Source organism: Alkalibaculum bacchi, assembly GCF_937875145.1.
Taxonomy (GTDB): Bacteria; Bacillota; Clostridia; order Eubacteriales; family Alkalibacteraceae; genus Alkalibaculum; species Alkalibaculum bacchi_A.
Genome location: NZ_CALNCS010000165.1, coordinates 1 through 2728, shown reverse-complemented (window position 1 = coordinate 2728; position 2728 = coordinate 1). Strand labels below are relative to the sequence as shown.

Below are 2728 nucleotides of genomic sequence, written 5' to 3'. Positions count from 1 at the left end.
AAATGTATTGCTAGGAGATATTGACAAAGTAGAGATATCAGATGATTTAAATATTTCAGAAGAACTAGATAAAAACAAGAATATCATTAATATCGCATTATTTGGCATCGATACTCGAGAGGAAGGGGATAGTGGCAGAGCCGATACCATTATGGTTGGAACATTAGATAAAGAACATAAAAAACTAAAACTAACCTCTATTATGCGAGATACATATGTCAGTATCCCAGGTAAAAAATATGATAAAATAAATCACTCCTATGCCTATGGAGGGCCAGAGTTATCAATTAAAACGATTAATCAAAACTTTGACATGAACATTACAGATTATGTTACGGTAAATTTTGAGGCCTTGGAGAAGATTGTAGATGCTGTTGGTGGGGTAGAGATTGATGTGAAGCAAAATGAAATTGAACAGCTTAATATCATATTAAATGAATTAGATATTCTAACTGATGGTAGTACTGAAAAAATCTCATCTTCAGGATTACAAACACTCTCTGGACGACAAGCAGTTGCTTATAGCAGAATACGCTATGCAGGTAATGGTGATTATGAAAGAACAGAAAGGCAAAGGACAGTATTAGAAAATATCGTAAATAAAGTACTGAATGAAGGTTCTTTACCTCAAGCACTTGCACTAATAAAAAATCTTACTCCTTATATCGAAACAAGCCTCAGCAATACACAGATGGTTGGATATGCAACATCACTCTTTTCATCAGGAATTCGCACAATGGAGAACGCTCGACTACCATTAGATGAATACGCACAGGAAGGAACTTGGAATGGAGTATTTTATTTAAAACCTAACACCCTTTCTGACAATGTTACTTATTTACATGAGTTTATTTATGAAGAATCTGGTTACATACCTACTTCTACAGTATCTGGAATCAGCAATGAAATCGAATAAAAAAAAATCCCTTATGTTTAAGGGATTTTCTTTGTTTTTATTTAAAATATGCGTTAATTGCTTCAACGACTTTATTTGCAAATTTATTTTGATTTGCAGTATTATTAATTTTTTGAGCTTCTGTAGGATTTGATATAAAACCGCCTTCAAATAATACAGTTGGCACATTCGTTTCTCTTATGATGTATATATTATTATTGTTTACTGGATTAGGTCTTGGATTTATATAGTCTAATGTTTGTAACTTACTATGTAAAGTATTGGCGAACCTTTGAGACTCTTTAGCCACATTACATAATGTTCTATCTCTAACTTTGATAGCACCATCTGAATCGTTAATGTTTTTCTGGACATTCTTTCCATTTTTATTATAAACAATATATGTCTCTTCTGAACCATTTACCATTCGCTTAACTTGATCAACAAATGGATAATCTACACCATTCTCCGTTACGACTATCCCACTTTTATCCATTCGATACCTATAGCTACTCCAGAATATACTGTAACCACTTGCTGACCGGTTTACACTTGAATCATGATGAATACTGATCAATAAGTCTGGCATAAGAGAATTAACTTTTTCATCTCTTTCTTTTAATGGAGCTGGTCCTTCAATACTAGGATTACGAGTATAGATTACATTATAACCTTGAGATTCTAGCTTACTAGCAATCATTTTTGTAAGACTATTATTAAGTTGATATTCATATAGACCATTTCCAACAGCTCCTGGATCTAAGGGGTATTTGCCTTCGTGACCTGGGTCAAGCATAATTGTAATTTGAGGATAAGGAGTGTTTACTATTACGGTTCTTTCTAAAAATGTACTATCTACACCTATAGCTTGAATTGTAATAAGATTTTTCCCTTCGATTAATTTTGAGGAATTTAGGATATATTCAAACCCACTATTTACCCCGTTAATATAGCTAGGATATACTTTACTTACATCTGGTCTTGCCATCCCTATATTGGCATTTCCTAAATATTGTCCATTTAGTAAAACTTTTATTTCTTTTATCCCTGATGCGTTCAATGCCCAACCACTCACTCTTACTTGCCCTGATAAATTAGAATCAATATTCTCCTCATGAGTTGGCGTATCAATATATGCTAATGGAATTGCTTTTGTAATCGTAATGCTTGTGGCACTGCTTCCACTCGTTCCGTCTACACCAATTGCCTTAATTGTAATATCATGATTTCCTGGCTTAATAGCGGTAACATCTAGCGTATATTCAAAACCACTATTTGCTCCGTTTATATATCCTGGATAGGCCTTGTCTACGTCTTCTCTTTCTAAACCTATCTTTGCATTTCCTACTACTGTCCCATCTACTAGTACCTGCACTTCTTTAATACCTGACGCATTTAATGCCCAGCCACTTACTTGAATTAATTTGTTCTCTACGATTTCATTGATCGTTGGTGTATCTATGTAACTCATAGGCATTGGTTTTGTAATCGTAATACTTACCACAGAACTTCCACTCGTTCCATCTACACCGACTGCCCTAGCTGTAATATTATGGCTTCCTGGTTTAATAGCAGTAAGGTCTAGTATATACTCAAAGCCACTATTTGCCCCATTTGTATATCCTGGATAGGCTTTATCTACGTCTCCTCTTTCCAAACCTATCTTTGCATTTCCCACGACTGTTCCATCTACTAGTACTTGTACTTCTTTAACCCCTGACGCATTTAATGCCCAGCCACTTACTCGAATTGGTTTGTTCTGTATTACTTCATTGATTGTTGGTGTATCTATGTAACTCATAGGCATTGGTTTTGTAATCGTAATACTTACCA

2 protein-coding genes are annotated in these 2728 nt (G+C 34.5%); one reads left to right on the top strand and one right to left on the bottom strand.

The annotated features are described in order from the left end of the window. A partial coding sequence (locus Q7P22_RS10010) for an LCP family protein (protein WP_303863745.1) occupies positions 1-916 on the top strand: 916 nt, incomplete at its 5' end. A 37-nt stretch (positions 917-953) separates the two neighbouring features. On the opposite strand, the gene Q7P22_RS10005 is transcribed toward Q7P22_RS10010, so the two are convergent. Further along, positions 954-2728, bottom strand: a 1775-nt coding sequence (locus tag Q7P22_RS10005) for an N-acetylmuramoyl-L-alanine amidase (protein WP_303863743.1), incomplete at its 5' end; no start/stop codon positions are given.